Source organism: Pseudomonas sp. 5Vm1k, from assembly GCF_056161485.1.
Window position 1 is genome coordinate 67211 of record NZ_JBSPCZ010000011.1, and the last position, 23296, is coordinate 90506.

A 23296-nucleotide genomic window follows, 5' to 3' on the forward strand; every position below is an offset into this window, starting at 1 on the left:
CTTAGCGGTCCACGTCGGCCATAACGAAATCGATACTACCCAGGTACGCGATCAAGTCCGCGACCATGCTGCCTTTGATCACCGAAGGGATCTGCTGCAAGTGCGGGAAGCTTGGGGTACGAATCCGGGTGCGGTAGCTCATGGTGCCGCCATCGCTCGTCAGGTAATAACTGTTGATGCCCTTGGTCGCTTCGATCATCTGGAAGGATTCGTTGGCCGGCATGACCGGGCCCCACGAAACTTGCAGGAAGTGCGTGATCAAGGTCTCGATGTGCTGCAGCGTGCGTTCTTTGGGCGGCGGCGTGGTCAGCGGGTGATCCGCCTTGTACGGGCCTTCCGGCATGTTGCGCATGCACTGCTCGATGATCTTCAGGCTTTGGCGCATTTCTTCGACGCGCACGATGCAACGGTCGTAGGCATCGCCGTTGGCCGCCAGCGGGACTTCGAATTCGAAGTTCTCGTAGCCGGAGTATGGACGTGCTTTACGCAAGTCGAAGTCGCAACCGGTCGAACGCAGGCCGGCACCGGTGACGCCCCATTCCAGGGCCTCTTTGGTGTTGTAGGCGGCAACGCCGATGGTCCGGCCCTTGAGAATGCTGTTGTCCAGCGCCGCTTTCTGGTATTCGTCCAGACGCTTTGGCATCCACTCGACGAAGTCTTTAACCAGTTTTTCCCAACCGCGCGGCAGGTCGTGGGCGACGCCACCGATGCGGTACCAGGCCGGGTGCAGACGGAAACCGGTGATGGCTTCGATCACCGTGTACGCCTTCTGGCGGTCGGTGAAGGTGAAGAACACCGGGGTCATTGCGCCAACGTCCTGGATGTAGGTCCCCAGGAACAGCAGGTGGCTGGTGATCCGGAAGAACTCGGCCATCATGATGCGGATAACGTCGACCTTCTCGGGCACCTTGATGCCGGCCAGCTTCTCGACCGAGAGCACGTACGGCAGGTTGTTCATCACGCCGCCGAGGTAGTCGATACGGTCGGTGTACGGGATGAAACTGTGCCAGGACTGACGCTCGGCCATCTTCTCGGCACCACGGTGGTGGTAGCCAACGTCCGGCACGCAATCGACGATTTCTTCACCGTCCAGCTGCAGGATGATGCGGAACGCACCGTGCGCGGAAGGGTGGTTCGGGCCGAGGTTGAGGAACATGTAGTCCTCGTTCGCCCCGGAACGCTTCATGCCCCAGTCTTCAGGCTTGAAGCGCGCGGCTTCTTCCTCAAGCTGTTGCTTGGCCAGGTTCAGGGTGAACGGATCGAACTCGGTGGCGCGGGCCGGGAAGTCCTTGCGCAGCGGGTGACCTTCCCAGGTCGGCGGCATCATGATGCGGGTCAGGTGCGGGTGACCTTTGAAGTCGATCCCGTACATGTCCCAGACTTCACGCTCGTACCAGTTGGCGTTCGGCCAGATGCTGGTGACGGTCGGCAGGCTGAGGTCGCTCTCGGACAAGGCGACCTTGATCATTACGTCACTATTACGTTCGATCGACATCAAGTGATAGAACACAGTGAAGTCGGCGCCGCTTGGCAGACCTTGACGCTTGGTGCGCAGACGCTCGTCCACGCCGTGCAGGTCATAGAGCATGACGTACGGCTTGGGCAGGTTGCGCAGGAAGGTCAGGACTTCGACGAGTTTGGCGCGGGCAACCCAAAGCACCGGCATGCCGGTGCGGGTAGGCTGGGCGGTGAACGCCTCGGGGCCAAAACGGTTGTTCAGTTCGACGACCACATCCTGGTCGTCTGCCTTATAAGGCGGGATGTACAGAGCACTGCCTTTAGTCATGGTTATTTATCGCTTTCGGTCAACGTAAAGAATGAAGCCAGTGTCTCGTTCTATAAAAGAAGCAGAGCTGGATCAGACTTCGTCGGGGCTGCGCAGGTTGGTGACTGCGATTCGCTGTTCGCGGCGCTGTTCCTTTTGCGAAGGCATCTCGGCGCGATACACGCCTTGATCGCCGACGACCCAGGAAAGCGGACGACGCTCCTGTCCAATCGACTCTTGCAAGAGCATCAAGCCTTGCAGGAAAGCTTCGGGACGGGGCGGGCAGCCAGGCACGTAGACGTCCACGGGCAGGAACTTGTCCACCCCTTGAACGACGGAGTAGATGTCGTACATGCCACCGGAGTTGGCGCACGAACCCATGGAGATAACCCATTTAGGTTCGAGCATTTGCTCGTAGAGACGCTGAATGATCGGCGCCATCTTGATGAAGCAGGTACCGGCGATAACCATGAAATCCGCCTGGCGTGGCGATGCCCGGATAACTTCGGCGCCAAAGCGCGCGATGTCGTGGGGCGCCGTGAAGGCGGTGGTCATTTCCACGTAGCAGCACGAAAGACCGAAGTTATACGGCCACAGGGAGTTCTTGCGCCCCCAGTTGATCGTGCCGTTAAGCACGTCTTCGAGCTTGCCCATGAAGATGTTTTTGTGAACTTGATCTTCTAACGGATCGGAAACGGTTTCCCGCTCGCCAATCGGATACTGCTCGTTAGGAGCATCGGGGTCGATCCTGGTGAGATTGTATTGCATTGCCAAAGCCTCATTGTTTCAGCTTCGCCTGCCGCTTGCGACGAGCTTCCGGAGCCCAGTCAAGGGCGCCCACTCGGAACAGGTAGACAAGACCTGCCAACAGAATTGCTATGAAAACGAGAGCTTCGACGAATCCGGTCCAGCCGCTTTCGCGGACGGACACAGACCAGGCAAAGAGAAAGAGGGCTTCGATATCGAAGATCACGAACAGCATCGCGACCAGATAGAATTTGGCTGAGAGCCGCAAGCGGGCGCCACCTGTAGGTAGCATGCCGGACTCGAACGGTTCGTTTTTGCTGCGACCCCAGGCTTTTGACCCGAGAAGGCTGGAGACGCCGAGCATGAAGGCGCAGAGGCCGACAACGCCCAGAAGGAAAATGGCAAAGCCCCAGTTGTGGGCCATGAGTCCTGTCGCTTCGGGCATGCTGGTAATCCTTAACAGAGAGCAAAGGTCTCTGAGCTTGAATAGAAACAAAGCAGTGACGATATGTCGCAGCAATCAATCGCGGTGATTTTATGGCACAACACCGTGCAAGTAAAATTCCTATAGCGAAATTATTTATAGGAATAAGGACATAGCGCACCTTCTGGAGCCTGCAGCCCATGCGGTGCGGGCATTAGCAGGCTTTTCATCAATATTGTTTTGTAGGAAATGTAACGAACATAGTTAGCGCTAAATGATAATCAATATTGTTTGAGTCGGTTTTTAAACTGTTTAACGGGCGGGGGGTTGGGAAGTTGTCTTATATAGCCGTTACTGCAAGTAGCAGCGGCGCCCGTTTTACCGCATTTTTCTGATTGCGGAAGCGCTCTGGATCAATGTTTTTTGCCCATGCTGTCGCTGTTCCCCACGTAGGAGCTGTCGAGTGAAACGAGGCTGCGATCTTTTAGGCGCAAGATCAAAAGATCGCAGCCTCGTTTCACTCGACAGCTCCTACAGGGTTTGCGGTGATGGTGAAATCCCGGGCAAAAAAAACGCCCCGAACCAGTCGGGGCGTCAGATGTGCGACGTTGCGGTTAGCTTTTTACTCGGTCCGCAACGGCCGTTTGCTCAGATCAGTGAAACTGTTCTTCTTCAGTCGAACCGGTCAGCGCGGTAACCGAAGACGAGCCACCTTGAATCACGGTGGTCATGTCGTCGAAGTAGCCGGTGCCCACTTCCTGCTGGTGAGCCACGAAGGTGTAACCCTTGGCGGCGTCAGCGAACTCTTGCTCTTGCAGCTTCACGTAGGCAGTCATGTCGTTGCGGGCGTAGTCGTGCGCCAGGTTGAACATGCTGTGCCACATGTTGTGAATGCCGGCCAGGGTGATGAACTGGTGCTTGTAACCCATGGCGGACAGTTCGCGCTGGAACTTGGCGATGGTCGCGTCGTCCAGGTTTTTCTTCCAGTTGAAGGAAGGCGAGCAGTTGTACGACAGCAGTTGGTCCGGGTATTCCTTTTTGATCGCTTCAGCGAAGCGACGAGCTTCGTCCAGATCCGGCTTGGCGGTTTCGCACCAGATCAGGTCGGCGTACGGTGCGTAAGCCAGGCCGCGAGCGATGGCCTGGTCGAGACCGGCGCGCACTTTGTAGAAGCCTTCCTGGGTACGTTCGCCAGTTACGAATGGCTGGTCGTACGGGTCGCAATCCGAAGTCAGCAGGTCAGCGGCGTTCGCATCGGTACGGGCCAGGATGATGGTCGGTGTACCAGCAACGTCAGCTGCCAGACGAGCAGCGGTCAGCTTCTGTACAGCTTCCTGGGTAGGAACCAGTACCTTGCCGCCCATGTGGCCGCATTTTTTCACGGAAGCCAGTTGGTCTTCGAAGTGAACGCCAGCAGCGCCTGCTTCGATCATGCTCTTCATCAGTTCGTAGGCGTTCAGTACGCCGCCGAAACCGGCTTCAGCGTCAGCCACGATTGGCGCGAAGTAGTCGATGTAGCCTTCGTCGCCCGGACCTTTACCGGCTTTCCACTGGATCTGGTCAGCACGACGGAACGAGTTGTTGATGCGCTTGACCACGGTTGGAACCGAATCCACCGGGTACAGCGACTGGTCCGGGTACATCGATTCGGCGGAGTTGTTGTCCGCAGCAACCTGCCAGCCCGACAGGTAGATCGCCTGGATACCGGCTTTGACTTGTTGTACAGCCTGGCCGCCGGTCAGGGCGCCCATGCAGTTGACGAAATCTTTCTCAGGACGGAAGGACGGCTTGGCACCTTGGGTAACCAGGTTCCACAGCTTCTCGGCGCCCAGTTTTGCAAAGGTGTGCTCAGGTTGAACCGAGCCGCGCAGGCGGACGACGTCAGCAGCGGAGTAAGCGCGTGTCACGCCTTTCCAGCGTGGGTTTTCAGCCCAATCTTTTTCGAGGGCTGCAATTTGCTGTTCGCGTGTCAGTGCCATGGAGATAAACCTCGTCGCATAGGTCTTGGGTGGAAAATTCCTGCTCCTGCCGGTTACGCCTATCAAGGAAGCGTAAAAGGCTGCTCGCTGACCAGAAGCTTAGGTGGTCAAGTCGGATTTGGCGGGGATGGCGACGGGATGAACGATGGGCTCGAGGGGAAGTGAGCAGGTAAGGGCGAACTGGCGAGCGCATTCGGGCGTCGTGGGCCTTGGTACGAACTTCAGTGTGATGCCGGGTTACCTAATTACGCTTCCGTCCCTCGGGACAACTTCGTTCCAGTCGGCAACCTCGTCAAACACACCTTGTGGGCGGTACAGACACGAATCGGCTTGCGGGGTAGATGCAGGCGGCGACTCGAAGGCCCTTGCCAGGGCCCCTGATTAGCGGGAGCGAGGCCATCATGCCTTTGCTTTTTTGGCTCGTCAAACATTTTGTAGTGCTTTTTTTCAAGCACTACATCTTTAGTCTAATACGACTCATCAGTCAGTTTTTGGTGCTTTAGTCCAGCGTGTCGACTTTCACACGCAAGGTCATGTCATCCCGGCCCTGAGTAGAGTAGCTGCGGGTCTGGCCCTGTTTATCGGCCTGAGTCTGGCGATTCACGCCGGCCAGGGTGATCCACTCGCCCAACCGGCCCGTGACAGTTGTGTCGGTACTTTGCACATTCACTACATCGGGACGTTCCTGGCTCATGCGGTCACGATTGGTACTGATCGCCAGATGAACGATGTCGCCGGTGACGCTGGCTGTGACGTAGAACCCTTGAGTGACATTGCGATACTCGGTCTGGCTTTGCAGGCGGCCGTAGGTATCGGTTTGCGTGCTGGTCAGCGGCACGCTCTGGCCGACCTGGATCAGCGCCGGCGCGCCTTCGCTGGTCTGCACCTGCTGGATGCCGCCGTCGCGACTGTCGGTGCTGCGATTGATGATGCGGGTCTGGTCGGGCTTGGCGCCGTTCACCGAATAACCCTGGTCGCCCTGGAAGTTGTTCTCGTTGGTGTCGACGGTGATCAGCAGGCGCTTGGGGGCGGTGTCGAGTTGGGCGAGGAAGGTCTTAAGTTCGTCGATCTTGCCGGGTTCGGCGTTGACGATCAGTTGATTGCCATAGGCACTGACCTGGCCATCCTTGCCGATGAAATTCTGCGCCACCGGCAGCATGTCGGCGCTGGTGCGGTAGTTCAGGGGCACGATCTCGGTGGCGGCCATGACCGAAAAACTGCAGGTCAGCAGCAGCGTGGTGAGCAGGGTGCGTAGGGACATGTCCGTTATCTCCGCTTTCTAAAGGCTTGATATTGCCAGTTTGTCGGCCCGGGGTGGGGCAAGTTGAATCGTAGACAGCAAAACGCCCCGGCATCTGAGGATGGCGGGGCGTTTTGTGGTGTTCTTGCGAGCCTTTGTGGCGAGGGAGCTTGCTCCCGCTGGGGCGCGAAGCGGCCCCAAAATCTTGGGTCTGCTGCGCAGCCCAGCGGGAGCAAGCTCCCTCGCCACAAGGGTTATGCCGAATGCCGAACCATGTCCACATGCGGAATCCCGGCTTCCAGGAACTCCTCACTGACCAGGCTGAAACCCAGGCGCTCATAGAACGCCGTGGCCTGAACCTGTGCACTCAACATCTGCTGCTTCAGCCCGCGCTTCTCGGCTTCACCGATCACCGCTTGCATCAATGCATCGCCGACTTTCAAGCCGCGCCAGTCCTTGAGTACCGACACCCGGCCGATGTGACCATCGGGCAACAGGCGGGCGGTGCCAATCGGAAAGTCGCCTTCGAAGGCCAGAAAATGCACCGCTGTCGCGTCATCAGCATCCCATTCCAGCTCGGGCGGAACGGATTGCTCGGCGATGAACACCGTCTCACGAATGCGCCGTATCTCGGCGATATCCTTCTGCCAGTCTGCGACACGAACGTGGATTTTATTCATCAGCAAACCCCAGGCTGCCTTGTTTGACCAGCTCGCACAACAGGCCGCGGCCGTCTTCGTCGCTCAGCCAGTCACCGAGGTTATCGGTGTGCAGAGCGTCGGCGGCGCAGATCAGCTTCAGCAGTTCGCGCAGTTTGCCCGGCAGGTAACGGCTTTGGCCGCTGGCGAACAGCAGCAGGTCGTCATCGACTTCGGACCAGGCCATGCGCGCGCTCGGGTTGCGGATCAGCACGGCGCCTTGCTCCAGGCTGGCGAGCAGGTCTTCTTCTTCCACTTCTTCCGGGCCTACAACCAGTTCCGGGTAGCGCGGCTCAGTCATGAACTGGCCGAACCAGGTCAGCAGGAGGCGCTCGTCGCTCATGTGTTCGGCCAGCAAAGCTTTCAGGCGATCGAGGGCGTCATGCTGAATCTGGTGCGGATCTACCGCAGGCAGTGCGTCGGCGTCGGTGTAGCGCTCTTCGTCGGTCAGGAACTGGCTGAGGAAGTCGGTGAAGTGCGTCAGTACTTCAGCGGCGCTCGGCGCGCGGAAACCTACGGAATACGTCATGCAGTCATCGATCGCGACGCCGCAATGGGCCAGGCGCGGCGGCAGATAGAGCATGTCGCCCGGTTCCAGAACCCACTCATCGGTGGCTTCGAAGTCGGCGAGGATGCGCAGGTCCGCGTGTGGCAGCAGCTTGCTCTCGGAATCGCACATCTGGCCGATTTTCCAGTTGCGCTTGCCGTGACCTTGCAGCAGGAACACATCGTAGTTATCGAAGTGCGGGCCGACGCTGCCACCCGGGGCGGCGAAGCTGATCATCACGTCGTCGACGCGCCAGCTCGGCAGGAAGCGGAAGTTTTCCAGCAACTCGCCGACTTCCGGCACGAATTGGTCAACTGCTTGAACCAGCAGGGTCCATTCGGTTTCCGGCAACTTGCTGAATTCGTCTTCTGCGAACGGGCCGCGGCGCAATTCCCAAGGACGCTCGCCGTGCTCGATCACCAGGCGCGATTCAACTTCTTCTTCCAGCGCCAGGCCGGCCAGTTCGTCGGGATCGATCGGGCTTTCGAAATCAGGGATTGCCTGGCGGATCAGCAGCGGTTTTTTCTGCCAGTAGTCACGCAGGAATTCGCGCGCCGTGATGCCACCCAGAAGTTGAAGAGGAATATCAGGATTCATGTGTAACCTATTGAAAAAATGCACTTTTCAGACGGGAATAAAAACGCCCGGCGCTGCCGGGCGTCTCAAAAGGGTCAAGCGGTCGATCAGATGCGTTTGGCTTGCTCTACAGCGTTGCCGATGTAGTTCGCCGGGGTGAGCAGTTTCAGCTCGGCCTTGGCGGCGGCTGGCATGTCCAGGCCGTCGATGAAAGTTTGCAGCGCTTCAGGGCTGATGCCCTTGCCGCGCGTCAACTCTTTCAGCTTCTCGTACGGGTTTTCGATGTTGTAGCGGCGCATCACGGTCTGGATCGGCTCGGCCAACACTTCCCAGCAAGCGTCCAGGTCAGCGGCAATTTTCTGCGCGTTGAGCTCCAGTTTGCTGATGCCTTTGAGGCTGGCCTCGTACGCGATCACGCTGTGGGCGAAGCCGACGCCGAGGTTACGCAATACGGTGGAGTCGGTCAGGTCGCGCTGCCAGCGGGAGATTGGCAGTTTGCTCGCCAGGTGCTGGAACAGTGCGTTGGCGATGCCCAGGTTGCCTTCGGAGTTTTCGAAGTCGATCGGGTTGACCTTGTGCGGCATGGTCGACGAACCGATTTCGCCAGCGATGGTGCGCTGTTTGAAATAACCCAGGGAGATATAACCCCAGATGTCGCGGTCGAAGTCGATCAGAATGGTGTTGAAGCGCGCGATCGCGTCGAACAGCTCGGCGATGTAGTCGTGCGGTTCAATCTGCGTGGTGTACGGGTTGAAGCCCAGGCCCAGTTCGTCTTCGATGAAGGCGCGGGCGTTTTCTTCCCAGTCGATTTCCGGGTAGGCGGAGATGTGTGCGTTGTAGTTGCCGACAGCGCCGTTGATCTTGCCCAGCAGCGGAACGGCAGCGACCTGAGCGATTTGACGCTCCAGACGGTAAACAACGTTCGCCAGTTCTTTGCCCAGGGTGGTCGGCGAGGCCGGTTGACCGTGGGTACGCGACAGCATTGGCACGTCAGCGAAACGGATCGCCAGTTCGCGAATGGCTTCGGCGGTCTGGCGCATCAGCGGCAGCATCACGTCATCACGGCCTTCGCGCAGCATCAGGGCGTGGGACAGGTTGTTGATGTCCTCGCTGGTGCAGGCAAAGTGGATGAACTCGCTGACCTTGGCCAGTTCCGGCAGCTTGGCCGCTTGCTCTTTGAGCAGGTATTCGATGGCTTTGACGTCGTGGTTGGTGGTGCGCTCGATCTCTTTGACACGCTCGGCGTGCTCCAGAGCGAAGTTGTCCGCCAAGGTGTTCAGCACCGCGTTGGCTTCGGCGGAGAACGCCGGCACTTCGCTGATGCCAGGGTGAGCGGCCAGGCGCTGGAGCCAGCGCACTTCAACCAGAACGCGAGCACGGATCAGACCGTATTCGCTGAAAATTGGGCGCAGGGCCTGGGTTTTGCCGGCGTAGCGGCCGTCAACAGGGGAAACCGCAGTGAGCGAAGAGAGCTGCATGGGGTGTTCTCGGACAGTCGGGCAACGAAATGGGGCGCGTATCATACATGAAAAAATCCGCCGGTCCGTTGCCAACTGACCGGCGTACTACGCGTTACTGACTACAAAGCGGTGTTGCGGGCGCGGTTCAGCTGCTGCGCATCAGCGGGTAAAGCTCTTTAAGCAACTTGCGACGGCTGATCACCAGCTGCCAGCGATGACCGCCCAACTGCCGCCACAGGCGTGCCGAACGAATCCCTGCGAGCAGCAGCGCGCGGATCTTCGAGGCGTTGCTCGGTTGCTGCAGGTTGCGCATGTCGCCGTGGACCTGGATTCGTTGGCGCAAAGTGCTCAAGGTGTCCTGATACAGCGCACCGCAGGCCGCGATCACGTTTTCGTGGGCCGGGCCGAAGTGCTCTACCTGGGATTGAATCTGCGGCAGACGCTTGCCGATCACGTCGAGCATATCGCCGCGCTTGGCCAGTTGACGCTCAAGACCGAGCATCGCCAGGGCATAACGCAGCGGTTCGCGCTGCAGGGTGCTCGGATCGCGTTCCAGGGCGCCGATCAGCGCGCGATAACCTTCGCGCAGATTGATGTCGTCCCCGCCATAGACTTCCAGGGTGTCCTTGGGGTCGCGAATCAGCAGGCTGCCGAGCATGCAAGTCAGGCCGGCCTCGCTGGTCTGGCCGCTCTTGGCGATCTTGTCGACCAGCACGGCGGCGAGAAACACACCGCCCAGTGCCGTCAGTTGCTCCTGAGTCGGGCTCATTGCTGCGCGCCTTGAGGAGTGCCTTTGCTAGTCCACGGTTCGGCAATTTCGATCACGCCGCCACCGAGGCAGATTTCACCGTCGTAGAACACCACGGATTGGCCTGGGGTGACCGCGCGTTGTGGGTCATCGAAGGTTGCGCGGTAACCGGTGGCGGTTTTTTCCAGCGTGCAGGGCTGGTCGCTTTGGCGATAACGCACTTTGGCGGTCAACCGGCGTGGTTCGCTCAGATCAATCGGGTTGACCCAATAGATGTCCGAGGCGAGCAGGGCGCGGGAGAACAGGTAGGGGTGATCATTGCCCTGGCCAACGATCAGTTCGTTGTTGACCAGGTCCTTGATCAGCACGTACCACGGCTCGTCACTGGCGTCTTTCAAGCCGCCAATGCCCAGGCCCTGACGCTGACCGATGGTGTGGTACATCAAGCCGTGGTGACGGCCGATGACTTCGCCTTCGGTGGTCTTGATCTCGCCGGGCTGAGCCGGCAGGTATTGCTTGAGGAAGTCGCTGAAGCGGCGTTCGCCGATAAAGCAGATCCCGGTGGAGTCCTTTTTCTTCGCGGTGGCCAGTTCGTGTTTCTCGGCAATCGCGCGCACTTCGGGTTTTTCCAGCTCGCCGACCGGGAACAGGGTCTTGGCGATCTGTTCACCGCCCACGGCGTGCAGGAAGTAGCTCTGGTCCTTGTTCGGGTCCAGGCCCTTGAGCAGTTCGGTGCGGCCATCGATATCGCGGCGACGCACGTAGTGACCGGTGGCGATCAGGTCGGCGCCGAGCATCATGGCGTAGTCGAGGAACGCCTTGAACTTGATCTCGCGGTTACACAGGATGTCCGGGTTCGGCGTGCGACCGGCCTTGTATTCGGCCAGGAAGTGCTCGAACACGTTGTCCCAGTACTCGGCGGCGAAGTTGGCGGTGTGCAGCTTGATGCCGATTTTGTCGCACACAGCCTGCGCATCCGCCAGGTCGTCCATGGCGGTGCAGTATTCCGTTCCATCGTCTTCTTCCCAGTTCTTCATGAACAGGCCTTCCACCTCATAACCCTGCTCGATCAGCAGGAGAGCGGAAACGGAAGAGTCCACGCCGCCGGACATACCGACAATGACGCGCTTCTTTTTTGTGTCAGAAGGGGCTGGATCACGCATAGGGATTCAATGAGTGTCTTGAAAAAGGACGCGATTCTAACAGGCCGAAGCCCGCAAGGCTAAAGAGAAGGGCGGATCAGTTCGAGACCGAAGTGAAAGCCTCCCAGATAATCATCGATACAGCGGATGATCAGCTCACTGCGCCAGTTTGCGCGTTGTGCCAGCAGTTCGTCACGGGTTAGCCACTTGGCGCCGACAATGCCGTCGTCCAGTTGATAGTCGGGGTGGTGTTTCAGCGCCTTGGCGATGAAGCAGACCCGCTGATAAGTCACGCCGTTACTCGGGGCGGTGTAGAGGTAAATCCCCACTATGCCGGTCGGCTCGACGTCCCAGCCGGTTTCCTCAAGCGTTTCGCGCACGGCGGCTTCGATCAGGGTTTCATCCGGGTCCAAGTGGCCGGCGGGCTGGTTGAGCACCGTTCGTCCGCCTTTGGATTCTTCGACCATCAGGAAGCGGCCGTTGTCTTCGACGATGGTGGCGACAGTGATGTGGGGTAGCCAATCCATAGTGCTTCCTCAAATTCTGAATAATGAAATGCGGTCAATGTGGGAGCGGGCTTGCTCGCGAATACGGTGGGTCAGTCAATAAAAGTGTTGAATGATAAACCGCATTCGCGAGCAAGCCCGCTCCCACATTGGTTCTGTGGTGAGACCAGAAACAGAAACCCCGGCACTGGGCCGGGGCTTCTTTGCATCCTTACAACCTTAAACCAGCGCGGAGATCGCGGCGTTGAAGGTGTTGCTTGGGCGCATCGCCTTGCTGATCAGCTCGGCATTGGCGTGGTAGTAACCGCCGATGTCCACTGGCTTGCCCTGAACGGCGTTGAGCTCGGCGACGATGGTCGCTTCGTTCTCGGTCAGGGTTTTGGCCAGTTGGCCGAACTGCGCTTGCAGTGCAGTGTCTTCGGACTGGGCGGCCAGGGCTTGTGCCCAGTACAGCGCCAGGTAGAAGTGGCTGCCGCGGTTGTCGATGTTGCCGACTTTGCGCGATGGCGACTTGTTGTTGTCCAGGAACTGGCCGGTGGCCTGGTCCAGGGTCTTGGCCAAAACCAGAGCTTTAGGGTTGTTGTAAGTAACACCCAGGTGCTCAAGGGAAGCGGCCAGGGCCAGGAACTCGCCCAGGGAATCCCAGCGCAGGAAGTTCTCTTCCAGCAGTTGCTGAACGTGCTTCGGTGCCGAGCCGCCAGCGCCGGTTTCGAACAGGCCGCCGCCATTCATCAGTGGCACGATCGACAGCATCTTGGCGCTGGTGCCCAGTTCCATGATCGGGAACAGGTCAGTCAGGTAGTCGCGCAGTACGTTGCCGGTCACCGAGATGGTGTCCTTGCCTTCGCGAGTACGCTCCAGGGTGAACTTCATCGCGTCGACAGGCGACATGATGCGGATGTCCAGGCCAGAGGTGTCGTGATCCTTCAGGTAAGCCTGAACTTTCTCGATCACAACGCCATCGTGAGCGCGCATCGGGTCCAGCCAGAAGATCGCTGGAGTAGCGCTTGCACGAGCACGGTTGACGGCCAGTTTGACCCAATCCTGGATCGGCGCGTCTTTGGTCTGGCACATGCGGAAGATGTCGCCGGCTTCAACCGACTGTTCCAGCAGCAGGGCGCCTTTGCTGTCGGTGACGCGAACGACACCGTTGGCCTTGATCTGGAAAGTCTTGTCGTGGGAGCCGTACTCTTCAGCTTTTTTCGCCATCAGGCCAACGTTTGGCACGCTGCCCATGGTGGTTGGATCGAAAGCGCCGTTTACCTTGCAGTCTTCGATGACGGCTTGGTAGATGGTGGCGTAGCAGCGATCCGGGATCACAGCCTTGGTGTCGTGCAACTGGCCGTCGGTGCCCCACATTTTGCCGGAGTCACGGATCATTGCCGGCATCGAGGCGTCGACGATGACGTCACTCGGCACGTGCAGGTTGGTGATGCCTTTGTCGGAGTTGACCATGGCCAACGACGGACGAACGGCGTAGACCGCCTGGATGTCCGCTTCGATCTGCGCTTGTTGCTCCGCCGGCAAAGCCTTGATGCGAGCGTACAGGTCGCCGATGCCGTTGTTCAGGTTGAAGCCGATCTGGGCCAGCACGTCAGCATGCTTGGCCAGTGCGTCTTTATAGAACTCGGCAACGATCTGGCCGAACATGATCGGGTCGGAGACCTTCATCATGGTGGCTTTCAGGTGAACCGACAGCAGCACGCCTTTGGCTTTGGCGTCTTCGATCTCGGCAGCGATGAAGCTGCGCAGGGCGTTTTTGCTCAGTACCGCGCAATCGAGGATCTCACCGGCTTGCACGGTGGTTTTTTCTTTCAGGACGGTGGTGGTGCCGTCTTGAGCGATCAGTTCGATTTTAACGGCGTCAGCGGCGTCGATCAGGGCAGCTTTTTCGCTGCCGTAGAAATCGCCGGTGCTCATATGCGCGACGTGGGACTTGGAGTCCGCAGCCCAGGCGCCCATTTTGTGCGGGTGCTTGCGAGCGTAGTTCTTGACCGACAGCGGGGCGCGACGATCGGAGTTGCCTTCGCGCAGAACCGGGTTCACGGCACTGCCCTTGATCTTGTCGTAACGCGACTTGGCTTCTTTGTCGGCCTCGGTGGTCACGGTTTCCGGGTAGTCCGGCAGCGCAAAGCCCTGGGCTTGCAGCTCTTTGATCGCGGCTTGCAGTTGCGGAACCGAGGCGCTGATGTTCGGCAGCTTGATGATGTTGGCTTCAGGCGTAACGGCCAGGTCGCCCAGTTCGGCGAGGTGGTCGGCTACGGCTTTGTCACCCAGTTGCTCGGGGAAGCTGGCCAGGATGCGCCCTGCAAGAGAGATATCGCGGGTTTCCACGGCGATATCAGCGGAGGCAGTGAAGGCCTCTACGATAGGCAACAGTGAATAGGTGGCGAGGGCTGGGGCTTCGTCGGTGAAGGTATAGATGATCTTCGAGCGGGTGGGCATATTCGGATTAACTCTCTTCTTTGCTAAAGCATGCGCAGAAAACTCGAGGGGCGCCGGGTAAGCGCGTTCGTTCAAAGTCATCCATGAGCCGAATGTCGAGGTTTCTTCGCGGTGATGTTGGGTGCATCAGTCGAGCGTCAAGCGGGTGGGTTGCGGTAACAACCCGGCTTCAATCTGGCCGAAAGTCTCGTAATAGAGAGCTTGGCCTTTGTGACCCTTCGGTCAGCGGCGGCATTATACATAGGTAGCTGGCAATCTGCCGATGGTTCATATGCAACGATTCTCGTCCATTGGTCTAAAGGTCGCAGGGGAGCGGGCGGCGTAGAGTCTTCCACCGTGCTTGAGTTTGGCGCTTTTCCCTTTGCTTTCAGGCTTGTAGATCACGAACTGCACAGCTTTGCGGCAGATGGGTGGAACATAGGGTTTGCGCGCCGATTTAACTGGGGTACGCTCGAACGAAGCCAGATGTTCAATCCAAACAATGGAGTTCAGCATGGGATACAAGAAGATTCAGGTTCCAGCAGTCGGCGACAAAATCACCGTCAACGCGGACCATTCTCTCAATGTTCCTAACAACCCGATCATCCCCTTCATTGAAGGCGATGGCATCGGCGTTGATATCAGCCCGGTCATGATCAAGGTTGTCGATGCTGCTGTTAAGAAGGCTTACGGCGGCGAGCGCAAAATTTCCTGGATGGAAGTCTACGCCGGGGAAAAAGCGACTCAGGTTTACGATCAGGATACCTGGCTACCTCAGGAAACCCTGGACGCAGTCAAGGATTACGTGGTTTCCATCAAGGGCCCTCTGACCACCCCGGTCGGTGGCGGCATCCGCTCGCTGAACGTGGCCCTGCGTCAGCAACTCGACCTTTATGTTTGCCTGCGTCCGGTACGCTGGTTCGAAGGCGTGCCGAGCCCGGTCAAGAAGCCAGGCGACGTCGACATGACGATCTTCCGTGAGAACTCGGAAGATATCTACGCCGGTATCGAGTGGAAAGCCGGTTCGCCGGAAGCGACCAAAGTCATCAAGTTCCTTAAAGATGAAATGGGCGTTACCAAGATTCGTTTCGACGAGAACTGCGGCATCGGCATCAAACCGGTTTCGCTGCAAGGCACCAAGCGTCTGGCGCGCAAGGCCCTGCAATATGTGGTCGACAACGATCGCGATTCGCTGACCATCGTGCACAAAGGCAACATCATGAAGTTCACCGAAGGTGCCTTCAAGGAATGGGCCTACGAAGTGGCGGCTGAAGAGTTCGGCGCGACCCTGCTCGACGGCGGTCCGTGGATGCAGTTCAAGAACCCGAAAACCGGCAAGAACGTCATCGTCAAGGACGCCATCGCCGACGCCATGCTCCAGCAGATCCTGCTGCGCCCGGCCGAGTACGACGTGATTGCAACCCTGAACCTGAACGGCGACTACCTCTCCGACGCCCTGGCGGCCGAAGTGGGCGGTATCGGTATTGCGCCAGGCGCCAACCTGTCCGACACCATCGCGATGTTCGAAGCGACCCACGGTACCGCGCCGAAGTACGCCGGCAAGGACCAGGTCAACCCGGGTTCGCTGATCCTGTCCGCCGAAATGATGCTGCGGCACATGGGCTGGACCGAAGCGGCCGACCTGATCATCAAGGGCACCAACGGCGCGATTTCCGCCAAGACCGTGACCTATGACTTTGAACGCCTGATGGACGGCGCCAAATTGGTGTCTTCTTCCGGCTTCGGCGACGCGCTGATCTCGCACATGTAAGGCATTCGCACCAAAAAAAACCGCCTTCGGGCGGTTTTTTTATGACTGGATGATCGGTCGCGTCAGTGCGATACCTTTTCATGATGGTCGTGATGGGAAGAGTGCCTGGCGAGTTCATGCTCGACATGTGCAGCCGTAATCTTCACGGCGTGCAGGCCTTTGGGGCCCTGGACGATCTCGAAGTTGACGGCTTGTCCGGCCTTGAGGGTCTTGTATCCGTCCATCTCGATGGCCGAAAAGTGGGCAAAGAAGTCGATTTCTTTACCGTCCTCGTCGTGTCCTTCCCGGGCCTCGGTATTTATGAAACCGAACCCCTTGGCATTGTTGAACCACTTGACCTTGCCGACTGCCATGCTCATATCCCTCTGCAACAGACTCCATCACTGGAGTATCATCCAGTACATCCGCAGTCTAATCTCATAAATAAGATTGACTCCGCGGACCTTTTTTACCCACTGTGGGCTCTATTGGTTGTAACACCGTTTTCCCGATAGTCAAGGTGACCGGGTAGTCGGAGTTGAAATCGTTGATAGCCGCCCCCACCACTGTATTTGCACAACTGACGAACCTTTCTTTCCATGCATGCAATCAGCCAGATTCGACTAACATTCAATCAGGATCGCCCGACTCTCCAGAAAGAACACCCGGAGGAACACGACGACGATTCCGCAGGCATTGCTGTTCAGGAGGCCAAGCCTGCTTTACAGGCGCCGCCGATGTACAAGGTGGTTTTGTTTAATGATGACTACACACCGATGGATTTCGTCGTCGAAGTGCTCGAGGTGTTTTTTAACCTGAATCGCGAGCTGGCGACCAAGGTCATGCTGGCCGTCCATACAGAAGGACGGGCAGTATGTGGAGTGTTTACCCGCGACATCGCCGAGACTAAGGCCATGCAGGTCAACCAGTACGCCAGGGAAAGCCAGCATCCGCTACTCTGTGAAATCGAGAAGGACGGTTAATCGCCGACCACTTGGGTATGAGGTGAAGCTATGTTAAACCGCGAGCTCGAAGTCACCCTCAATTTAGCCTTCAAGGAGGCTCGTTCGAAACGTCATGAATTCATGACCGTCGAACATCTCCTGTTGGCCCTATTGGACAATGAGGCTGCCGCCACCGTTTTGCGTGCCTGCGGCGCAAACCTCGACAAACTCAAGCATGACCTGCAGGAGTTCATCGACTCCACCACGCCGCTGATCCCCGTGCATGACGAGGATCGCGAGACCCAACCCACTCTGGGCTTCCAGCGTGTTCTGCAGCGTGCTGTCTTTCACGTACAGAGCTCGGGCAAACGCGAAGTGACTGGCGCCAACGTGCTGGTCGCAATCTTCAGTGAGCAAGAAAGCCAGGCAGTGTTCCTGCTGAAACAGCAGAGCGTTGCACGCATTGATGTCGTCAACTACATCGCCCATGGCATTTCCAAAGTACCGGGGCACGGCGATCACTCTGAAGGTGAGCAAGATATGCAGGACGACGAGGGCGGTGAGTCTTCTTCTTCAGGCAATCCTCTGGATGCTTATGCCAGTAACCTCAACGAACTCGCGCGCCAGGGTCGCATCGATCCACTGGTAGGCCGTGAGATGGAAGTCGAGCGTGTCGCGCAGATCCTGGCGCGTCGTCGCAAAAACAATCCGCTGTTGGTGGGCGAGGCGGGCGTGGGTAAAACCGCGATTGCCGAAGGCCTGGCCAAACGTATTGTCGACAACCAGGTTCCGGACCTGCTGGCCAATAGCGTGGTGTATTCCCTTGATCTCGGTGCTTTGCTGGCCGGGACCAAGTACCGCGGTGATTTCGAGAAGCGCTTCAAGGCGTTGCTCAATGAACTGAAAAAACGTCCGCAGGCGATCCTGTTCATCGACGAAATCCACACCATCATTGGTGCGGGTGCCGCGTCCGGTGGCGTCATGGATGCCTCGAACCTGCTCAAGCCGTTGCTGTCGTCCGGCGATATCCGCTGCATCGGTTCGACTACATTCCAGGAATTTCGCGGGATCTTCGAGAAGGATCGTGCCTTGGCACGCCGCTTCCAGAAGGTCGATGTGTCGGAGCCTTCGGTCGAAGACACCATCAGCATCCTGCGTGGCCTGAAAGGGCGTTTCGAAACGCACCACGGCATCGAATACAGCGATGAAGCGTTGCGTGCAGCAGCAGAGCTGGCCTCGCGCTACATCAACGACCGGCACATGCCGGACAAGGCCATCGACGTCATTGACGAAGCCGGTGCCTACCAGCGCCTGCAACCGATCGAGAAACGCGTGAAACGCATCGAGGTGCCTCAGGTTGAGGACATCGTGGCGAAAATCGCGCGGATTCCGCCTAAGCACGTCACCAGTTCCGACAAAGAGCTGCTGCGTAACCTTGAGCGTGACCTGAAGCTGACGGTATTTGGCCAGGATGCCGCGATCGACTCGTTGTCGACTGCGATCAAACTGTCCCGTGCTGGCCTTAAGTCGCCTGACAAGCCTGTCGGTTCGTTCCTGTTCGCCGGTCCTACCGGTGTCGGTAAAACCGAAGCGGCGCGTCAGTTGGCCAAGGCGTTGGGCATCGAACTGGTTCGCTTCGACATGTCCGAGTACATGGAGCGTCACACCGTATCGCGTCTGATCGGTGCACCTCCAGGCTATGTCGGGTTCGATCAGGGCGGTCTGCTGACCGAAGCCATCACCAAGCAGCCTCACTGCGTGTTGTTGCTCGATGAGATCGAGAAGGCGCATCCGGAAGTCTTCAACCTGCTGTTGCAGGTCATGGACCACGGTACGCTGACCGATAACAACGGGCGCAAGGCGGATTTCCGTAACGTGATTGTTATCATGACGACCAACGCCGGTGCCGAAACCGCAGCCCGTGCTTCGATTGGTTTCACCCATCAGGACCACTCGTCTGATGCGATGGAAGTGATCAAGAAGAGCTTCACGCCAGAGTTCCGCAACCGTCTGGACACCATTATTCAGTTTGGTCGCCTCAGTCATGAGGTCATCAAAAGTGTGGTGGACAAGTTCCTTACCGAGCTTCAGGCGCAGTTGGAAGACAAGCGCGTGCAGCTGGAGGTGACCGATGCGGCGCGCAGTTGGCTGGCGGCGGGTGGCTACGATTCGGCGATGGGCGCTCGACCTATGGCACGTTTGATTCAGGACAAGATCAAGCGTCCGTTGGCGGAAGAGATCTTGTTTGGCGAATTGGCTGACCATGGTGGTGTGGTTCATATCGACCTGAAGGACGGCGAGCTGACCTTTGAGTTTGAGACCACGGCAGAAATGGCCTGAGGGTTGTTGCTGTAAAGCAAAAGGCGCCGAAAGGCGCCTTTTTTAGTTTGGGTGTATATCCATTTCTGCGGTAACGGCTGCTTATGGTTTCGCCCTTACGGCGACTCACTTTTTTTCAAACGCCAAAAAAAAGTAAGCAAAAAAAGGCTCGCCCCGAGCGTCCGGCCCCTCGCTTAGGCTCGGCGTTCCTTCGCTCCGGTATTCATCTGGGGGCATCGCCTACGGTCGGCTTCGCTTCGACCTCCTCTCGATGTGTGCGGCTCCGCCGTACGGCGCTACGCGCCCACCCCCCAGCTGAACACCTCCACTCAGCCTCCCGAAGGGGCGGGCAAAGCAAGATCACGAGCTGCAGGCGAGCTAACGCTCGGCCTGTTGAGTGGTGAGAAGCGGGGTGGTGTAAACCGCTCCCTGTAGGAGCGAGGCTTGCCCGCGAAGACGGCCTGATGGCCGACTTATCTCTTTCTGGCGTACTGATACCTGAGTTGCCGAAGGCTACGAACTTTTGATCCGGGCCCAAACCCCAGATATTGCTGTGGCTGTGGCTGTGGCTGTGGCTGTGGCTGTGGCTGTGGCTGTGGCTGTGGCTGTGGCTGTGGCTGTGGCTGTGGCTGTGGCTGTGGACGTTGATTTTGATGTTGATCTTGATCTCTCGCCCCTTCGGCAGGCCGAGCGTAGGTGTTCATCAGGGGGTTAGGCGCGTAGCGCCGTGCGGCGAAGCCGCACACATCGAGAGGAGGTCGTCGCGAAGCAGACCGTAGGCGATGCCCCCTGATGGACACCGTAGCGAGGGTACATTGAGCGAAGCGAGATGCCGTACGCCGGGGCGAAGCCTTTTGCTTACTTTTCGGCGTCTGGAAAAGTGAGTCGCTGTAAGAGCGAAACCGCCAGCCGCCATCACCGCAGCAACGGATATTCACCCAACCCCCAACCCCCAAATCAGCCGTTAACGCAGCAACGGATAAACACACAAGACCCCCAAACCCCAGACACAAAAACGCCCGGCATAACCGGGCGTTTTGTATTGACTTGATTAGCGAGCGCGGTAAGTAATGCGCCCTTTGCTCAAGTCATAGGGCGTCAGCTCGACGCGCACTTTGTCACCGGTAAGAATACGAATGTAGTTCTTGCGCATCTTGCCGGAAATATGCGCGGTTACGACGTGCCCATTTTCCAACTCCACACGAAACATGGTGTTGGGCAGGGTGTCGACGACAGTGCCTTCCATTTCGAAGCTGTCTTCTTTCGACATGCAGTAAAGCCCTCGGTATCCAATGAATGGCCCGGTGCAACTGCGCCAGGCAAAAGCGGCGTGCATTGTGCCCGAAAAATGGGGTTTACGCCAAGGGGTTTACGGATTGCCTTAGTTCAGGACGACCCAACGCTGATTAATCAGCAGTTCGATGGGACGATACTGGGTCTTGTAGTTCATCTTTTTGCAGTTCTTGATCCAATAGCCGAGGTAGACCGCTTCCAGTCCCAGCCGCTGGGCTTCGGCAATCTGCCAGAGGATTGCGTAACGTCCGAGGCTACGATGGTCCTCGGCGGGCTCGTAGAAGGTGTAGACCGCCGACAGACCGTTGGGCAGCAAATCGGTCACGGCTACAGCCACCAGCCGTCCATCAAGGCGAAATTCGTAGAATCGGGAAAACGGCAGGTCACGCACCAGGAACGTCGAAAATTGATCGCGGCTGGGCGGGTACATGTCGCCGTCGGCATGACGCTGTTCAATGTAGCGCTGATAAAGGTCGAAATACTCTTCGCTGAACCCGGGCCGGGCCGGGCGCACCTGCAAGTCGGCGTTGCGCTTGAAAATGCGTTTCTGCTGACGGTTAGGCGCAAATTGGGCCACAGGAATGCGTGCCGGTACGCATGCATTGCAATTCTGGCAATGAGGCCGATAAAGATGATCGCCACTGCGACGAAAACCCATTTCCGACAGGTCTGCGTAGACATGCACATCCATGGGCTGACTAGGATCGAGAAACAGGGTCGTGGCCTGCTCCTCGGGCAGATAACTGCAAGAATGGGGCTGAGTGGCATAGAACTTCAAACGCGCCAACTCGGTCATGATCAACCCTCGGGATAAGCTTTTGAATTAAGTGTAAGCCACCGGCGCAAAAGTCGCTCAGCAAACCCAGTTGGCGTGATTGGGTTGGTCCAGATGGCGCGCCAGGTAGGCGGCGAACTCGCTGCGGGGGATCGCTCGGGCGCCGAGGCTGTGCAAGTGGTCGGTGGGCATCTGGCAGTCGATCAGCACAAAACCCGAGTCTTTCAGATGTCGCACCAATGTGGCAAAGCCATATTTGGACGCGTTGTCGGCACGGCTGAACATCGACTCGCCGAAAAACAGCTGCCCCATGGCCAGGCCGTACAGCCCGCCGACCAGTTCGCCCTGATCCCAGACTTCCACCGAGTGGGCGTAGCCGCGCCGGTGCAGTTCCAGGTAGGCGTCCTGCATGGCTTGGGTAATCCAGGTGCCGTCAGCGTAATCGCGCGGCGCAGCGCAGGCGCGGATGACTGCGGCAAAATCCTGATCGAAGGTCACTTGATAGCGCTGCTGGCGCAGCAATTTGTTCAGGCTGCGAGAAACGTGCAGTTCGTCGGGAAACAAAACCGTGCGCGGGTCCGGTGACCACCAGAGAATCGGCTGGCCTTCAGAGAACCAGGGGAAACAGCCGTGGCGATAGGCCTGAATCAGCCGATCGGCGGACAGATCGCCGCCCGCAGCCAACAATCCGTTGGGGTCGCGCATGGCTTTTTCCAGGGGCGGAAAAGTCAGGGTGTTGCGTTGTAACCAAGTCAGCATGGCATCCGGGCTTGCAGTAGGGGAGGGCGGTGGCGGATTTGTCGATCCGCCGTGAAATGGAGCGTCAGACGGCAGGAATATCGTCGAGGTACTTCTCGGCGTCCAGCGCGGCCATGCAACCCGCTCCAGCGGATGTTACCGCCTGGCGGTAAACGTGATCGGCCACGTCGCCGGCGGCAAACACGCCCGGTATCTCGGTGGCGGTGGCGTCGCCTTCGTTGCCGCCCTTGATCAGCAGGTAACCGTCACGCATCGGCAATTGGCCCTGGAAGAGGTCGGTGTTGGGCTTGTGACCGATAGCGATGAACACGCCAGCCAGCGGCAATTCGCTGGTGACGCCGGTATGACTGTCGCGCAGACGGGCGCCGGTCACGCCGCTGGCATCGCCCAGCACCTCGTCGAGATTATGGTTCCAGTGCAGGCGGATATTGCCGTTGGCAGCTTTTTCGAACAATTTGTCCTGAAGAATCTTCTCCGAGCGCAGTTTGTCGCGTCGATGCACCAGATGGACTTCCTTGGCGATGTTCGACAGGTACAGCGCTTCTTCAACTGCGGTGTTGCCGCCGCCGACCACGGCGACCACCTGATTGCGGTAGAAGAAGCCGTCGCACGTCGCGCAGGCCGAAACGCCCTTGCCGGCAAAGGCTTCTTCCGAGGGCAGTCCCAGGTATTGCGCCGAGGCGCCGGTGGCGATAATCAGCGCGTCGCAGGTGTAAGTGCCGCTGTCGCCGATGAGTTCGAAAGGGCGCTGCTGCAACTTGGCGGTGTGGATGTGGTCGTAAACGATCTCTGTGTCAAAGCGCTCGGCGTGTTTTTGCATGCGTTCCATCAGCACCGGGCCGGTGAGGCCTTCGACGTCACCGGGCCAGTTGTCGACTTCGACGGTGGTGGTGAGCTGACCACCGGCCTGTATGCCGGTAATGACCACCGGTTTGAGGTTGGCGCGGGCAGCATAAACGGCGGCGCTGTAACCGGCAGGGCCGGAACCCAGAATGATCAGGCGTGAATGCTTAGCTTCGCTCATAAAAACACCTCATAAGCCTTTGTCACAAAAGAGAATGCGTGCTCAAATTGGACCGTGTGTAATGTGCTTTTGGCTATGCTACACCCAAGGGCCTCAAGCATGGCATCGGGCGAACAAACCCGTACAATGCCTGCTTGTTACAGCGCTTGTATTAAAAAAGCAGTGCCTGCCCTGTT

Annotated in this window: 20 protein-coding genes; 3 read left to right on the top strand and 17 right to left on the bottom strand. The window is 58.3% G+C overall.

Annotated elements, in window-relative coordinates; genetic code table 11:
• Position 1: 1 nt before the first annotated feature.
• The 12 genes from nuoC to ACWIKB_RS21320 all read right to left on the bottom strand — a co-directional run bounded on the left by nuoC (position 2) and on the right by ACWIKB_RS21320 (position 14277).
• Entirely contained in the window at positions 2–1786 is a 1785-nt protein-coding gene (nuoC, locus tag ACWIKB_RS21265) for an NADH-quinone oxidoreductase subunit C/D (RefSeq protein ID WP_475269229.1), read from the bottom strand.
• A gap of 72 nt (positions 1787–1858) precedes the next feature.
• Positions 1859–2533: a NuoB/complex I 20 kDa subunit family protein gene (locus ACWIKB_RS21270; RefSeq protein ID WP_008146035.1), complete on the bottom strand. Its 675-nt coding sequence runs from the start codon at positions 2531–2533 to the stop codon at positions 1859–1861.
• Between the two features lie 10 nt (positions 2534–2543).
• On the bottom strand, positions 2544–2957 hold the full coding sequence (locus ACWIKB_RS21275; RefSeq protein WP_003223812.1) for an NADH-quinone oxidoreductase subunit A: 414 nt from the start codon (positions 2955–2957) through the stop codon (positions 2544–2546).
• Positions 2958–3589: 632 nt separating this feature from the next.
• The gene (aceA, locus tag ACWIKB_RS21280; RefSeq protein WP_008032724.1) at positions 3590–4915 is read right to left on the bottom strand and encodes an isocitrate lyase; all 1326 of its coding nucleotides are present in this window, start codon (positions 4913–4915) and stop codon (positions 3590–3592) included.
• Positions 4916–5414: 499 nt separating this feature from the next.
• Positions 5415–6176, bottom strand: coding sequence for a secretin N-terminal domain-containing protein (locus tag ACWIKB_RS21285; RefSeq protein WP_475269231.1), 762 nt, complete (start codon positions 6174–6176; stop codon positions 5415–5417).
• Positions 6177–6409: 233 nt separating this feature from the next.
• Entirely contained in the window at positions 6410–6835 is a 426-nt protein-coding gene (locus ACWIKB_RS21290) for a GNAT family N-acetyltransferase (protein ID WP_054053668.1), read from the bottom strand.
• Positions 6828–7997: a ribosomal protein uL16 3-hydroxylase gene (locus ACWIKB_RS21295; protein WP_475269232.1), complete on the bottom strand. Its 1170-nt coding sequence runs from the start codon at positions 7995–7997 to the stop codon at positions 6828–6830. Before ACWIKB_RS21295 ends, ACWIKB_RS21290 begins: the two co-directional genes overlap by 8 nt.
• Positions 7998–8083: 86 nt before the next feature.
• Positions 8084–9454: an adenylosuccinate lyase gene (purB, locus tag ACWIKB_RS21300; RefSeq protein ID WP_054614119.1), complete on the bottom strand. Its 1371-nt coding sequence runs from the start codon at positions 9452–9454 to the stop codon at positions 8084–8086.
• 127 nt (positions 9455–9581) lie between these two features.
• Positions 9582–10205, bottom strand: coding sequence for a high frequency lysogenization protein HflD (gene hflD / locus ACWIKB_RS21305; RefSeq protein ID WP_475269233.1), 624 nt, complete (start codon positions 10203–10205; stop codon positions 9582–9584).
• Positions 10202–11347, bottom strand: a complete 1146-nt coding sequence (gene mnmA / locus ACWIKB_RS21310) for a tRNA 2-thiouridine(34) synthase MnmA (RefSeq protein ID WP_475269234.1) — start codon at positions 11345–11347, stop codon at positions 10202–10204. Before mnmA ends, hflD begins: the two co-directional genes overlap by 4 nt.
• Positions 11348–11406: 59 nt before the next feature.
• Entirely contained in the window at positions 11407–11853 is a 447-nt protein-coding gene (locus ACWIKB_RS21315) for an NUDIX hydrolase (protein WP_475269235.1), read from the bottom strand.
• 198 nt (positions 11854–12051) lie between these two features.
• Positions 12052–14277, bottom strand: a complete 2226-nt coding sequence (locus tag ACWIKB_RS21320) for an NADP-dependent isocitrate dehydrogenase (RefSeq protein WP_475269236.1) — start codon at positions 14275–14277, stop codon at positions 12052–12054.
• Positions 14278–14770: 493 nt separating this feature from the next.
• Here ACWIKB_RS21320 and icd point away from each other — a divergent pair, with 493 nt between their 5' ends.
• Positions 14771–16027 carry an NADP-dependent isocitrate dehydrogenase gene (icd, locus tag ACWIKB_RS21325; protein WP_027925122.1) on the top strand — a complete coding sequence of 419 codons (1257 nt, stop codon included), beginning with the start codon at positions 14771–14773 and terminating at the stop codon, positions 16025–16027.
• 62 nt (positions 16028–16089) lie between these two features.
• Here the strand turns inward: icd and ACWIKB_RS21330 are convergent, their stop codons facing one another.
• A complete protein-coding gene (locus ACWIKB_RS21330) occupies positions 16090–16380 on the bottom strand; it encodes a cold shock domain-containing protein (protein ID WP_475269237.1) in 291 nt (96 codons plus the stop codon).
• 225 nt (positions 16381–16605) lie between these two features.
• Here ACWIKB_RS21330 and clpS point away from each other — a divergent pair, with 225 nt between their 5' ends.
• Both clpS and clpA read left to right on the top strand, forming a co-directional pair.
• The gene (gene clpS, locus ACWIKB_RS21335; RefSeq protein ID WP_092270045.1) at positions 16606–16989 is read left to right on the top strand and encodes an ATP-dependent Clp protease adapter ClpS; all 384 of its coding nucleotides are present in this window, start codon (positions 16606–16608) and stop codon (positions 16987–16989) included.
• A 30-nt stretch (positions 16990–17019) separates the two neighbouring features.
• Entirely contained in the window at positions 17020–19290 is a 2271-nt protein-coding gene (gene clpA, locus ACWIKB_RS21340) for an ATP-dependent Clp protease ATP-binding subunit ClpA (protein ID WP_054053653.1), read from the top strand.
• A 1030-nt stretch (positions 19291–20320) separates the two neighbouring features.
• Here the strand turns inward: clpA and infA are convergent.
• The 4 genes from infA to trxB all read right to left on the bottom strand — a co-directional run bounded on the left by infA (position 20321) and on the right by trxB (position 23120).
• Positions 20321–20539: a translation initiation factor IF-1 gene (gene infA, locus ACWIKB_RS21345; RefSeq protein ID WP_002553999.1), complete on the bottom strand. Its 219-nt coding sequence runs from the start codon at positions 20537–20539 to the stop codon at positions 20321–20323.
• A 111-nt stretch (positions 20540–20650) separates the two neighbouring features.
• Positions 20651–21358 (bottom strand): arginyltransferase, encoded by a 708-nt coding sequence (locus tag ACWIKB_RS21350; RefSeq protein ID WP_475269238.1) that lies wholly within the window; start codon positions 21356–21358, stop codon positions 20651–20653.
• Positions 21359–21415: 57 nt separating this feature from the next.
• Complete coding sequence (aat, locus tag ACWIKB_RS21355) at positions 21416–22096, bottom strand: leucyl/phenylalanyl-tRNA--protein transferase (RefSeq protein ID WP_475269239.1); 681 nt, start codon at positions 22094–22096, stop codon at positions 21416–21418.
• Positions 22097–22160: 64 nt separating this feature from the next.
• Positions 22161–23120, bottom strand: a complete 960-nt coding sequence (gene trxB / locus ACWIKB_RS21360; protein ID WP_475269240.1) for a thioredoxin-disulfide reductase — start codon at positions 23118–23120, stop codon at positions 22161–22163.
• Positions 23121–23296: the final 176 nt, after the last annotated feature.